This is a genomic window from Herpetosiphonaceae bacterium, assembly GCA_036374795.1.
Taxonomy (GTDB): domain Bacteria; phylum Chloroflexota; class Chloroflexia; order Chloroflexales; family Kallotenuaceae; genus LB3-1.
In genome coordinates, this window is the sequence record DASUTC010000245.1 from 1 (window position 1) to 2,203 (window position 2,203).

Sequence of the window (2,203 nt, forward strand, 5' to 3'; positions counted from 1 at the left end):
ATGACGATTCGACAAGCCGCCGTATTCGCCGCGTACAGAATCTTGAGGCGCTGGGAGCCGACGTGATGGTATGCAGCGCCAATGTCGCCGACGAGGCCAGCATGCGGGCGGTCGTGAGCGAAACAATCGCCCGGTTTGGCATGCTGCACGGCATTATTCATGGCGCGGGCAATGTTAATCCCGACGACTTCCACGTCATCGAGCATATCACCACGGCGCAGTGCGAGAGTCAATTTCCGTCCAAAGCCTATGGCCTGTACATTCTGGAGCGTATCGTCGAGGAGCGCGAGTTGGATTTCTGCTATCTGCTCTCGTCGATCTCGGCGATCCTGGGCGGCCTGGGCTACGCCGCGTACACGTCGGCAAACTTCTTCATGGATATTTTCGCCCATCGCGCGAATCAGCGCGGACGAACCCAATGGCTGGCGACGAACTGGGATACCTGGAATTTTACCGTTGAGCATGCCGACAGCCCGAAGCTGGGGCAGTACGAGATGGTTCCCGCGCAAGGTATCGACGCCTTTGCGCGCGTGCTTGAGCGGGGCGCTACTCAGATCGTCCACTCCATTGGCGACCTTGACACTCGTATCCGCCAGTGGGTCTTGCTGGAGTCGCTTCAGGACAATCAGGCCACGAGCGAGACGCGCCTGGCGACGCACGCCCGCCCATCCCTGGATACGCCCTACGTCGCGCCCAACAACGACTATGAGCGACGCATCGCGGCGATCTGGCAGCAGGTATTGGGATTGGAGCAGGTTGGCCTCCACGACAACTTCTTCGACCTGGGCGGCAACTCGTTGATCAGCCTTCAGGTGATTGCCCGCTTGAAGAAGGAATTCAAGACCCAGATCCCTGCTGTCGCGCTCTTCGAGGCACCGACGGTCAGCGCGCTGGCGCAGTATCTCGCGCCGCAGGACGCGCCGCAGGTCGATCGGCAGGAGACGCAGCTCCGGCAGCGCCGCCAGCGGATGCGCGAAACCGGCGGCTCGCAGGATATTGCGATCATCGGTATGGCTGGCCGCTTTCCGGGCGCGAATACCGTCGAGCAGTTCTGGAATAATCTTCGTGATGGCGTCGAATCGCTGACCCACTTCAGCGATGCCGAGCTGATCGAGGCGGGCGTCGATCCGCTGGTGGTCCAGAACCCGGCCTACGTCAAATCGCGCCATGTGCTGGACAACGTCGAGGATTTCGACGCGGCCTTCTTTGGCTACACGCCACGTGAGGCCGAGCTGATGGACCCGCAGCAGCGGCTCTTCCACGAGTGCGCCTGGGAAGTTCTGGAAATGGCGGGCTACGATACCCTGCGCTACAAAGGGCTGGTTGGCGTTTTTGCCGGAGCCAATATCAGCCTGTACCTGATGCGCCTGGCAGCCGACCCAACCTTCTCGGTGATTACCAATGAGTCGGCGATCTTCGAGAACGCCCAGGACGGCCTGACCACCAACGTATCGTACCGCTTGAATCTACGCGGCCCCAGCTTCGCCGTGCAGACCTTCTGCTCGACCTCGCTGGTTGCGACGCACCTGGCCTGCCGCAGCCTGCTGAATGGCGAAAGCGACATGGCCCTGGCTGGCGGCGTGTCCGTCCGCGTGCCGGTCAAGATGGGACACCTCTACCGAGAAGGCGGGCAGGAGTCGCCCGATGGTCATTGCCGCACGTTTGATGCGAACGCGCAGGGCGCGGTCTGGGCCGATGGTGTGGCGGTGGTGCTGCTCAAGCGGCTCGACGACGCGCTGGCGGACGGCGATACGATCCATGCGGTGATCAAAGGCTCGGCCATCAACAACGATGGAAATATGAAGGTCGGCTACACGGCTCCAAGCGTCGTGGGCCAGTCCACGGCGATCATCGCCGCGCTTGAACAGTCGAAGATCGATCCGGCAACGATCGGCTATCTGGAGGCGCACGGCTCGGCAACACCGCTCGGCGATCCGATCGAGGTCGCGTCGCTGACCAAAGCCTTCCGCGCCTTCACCGCGCGCACCAACTTTTGCGTGGTCGGCTCGGCCAAGCCCAACGTCGGTCACCTCGACCGCGCTTCGGGTGTAGCTGGTCTGATCAAGACCACGATGATCCTGAAGCACGGGGTGATCCCGCCGCTGCTGCACTTCGAGCGGCCCAATCCGGAGATCGACTTTGCCAGCAGCCCGTTTGTGATCGCCACCCAGCGCCAGCCCTGGCCGCGCGGAACCACGCCGCG

1 protein-coding gene is annotated in these 2,203 nt (G+C 62.5%); it reads left to right on the plus strand.

The features are described 5' to 3' along the window. A partial coding sequence (locus VFZ66_18180; protein HEX6291118.1) for a beta-ketoacyl synthase N-terminal-like domain-containing protein occupies window positions 1-2,203 on the plus strand: 2,203 nt, incomplete at both ends.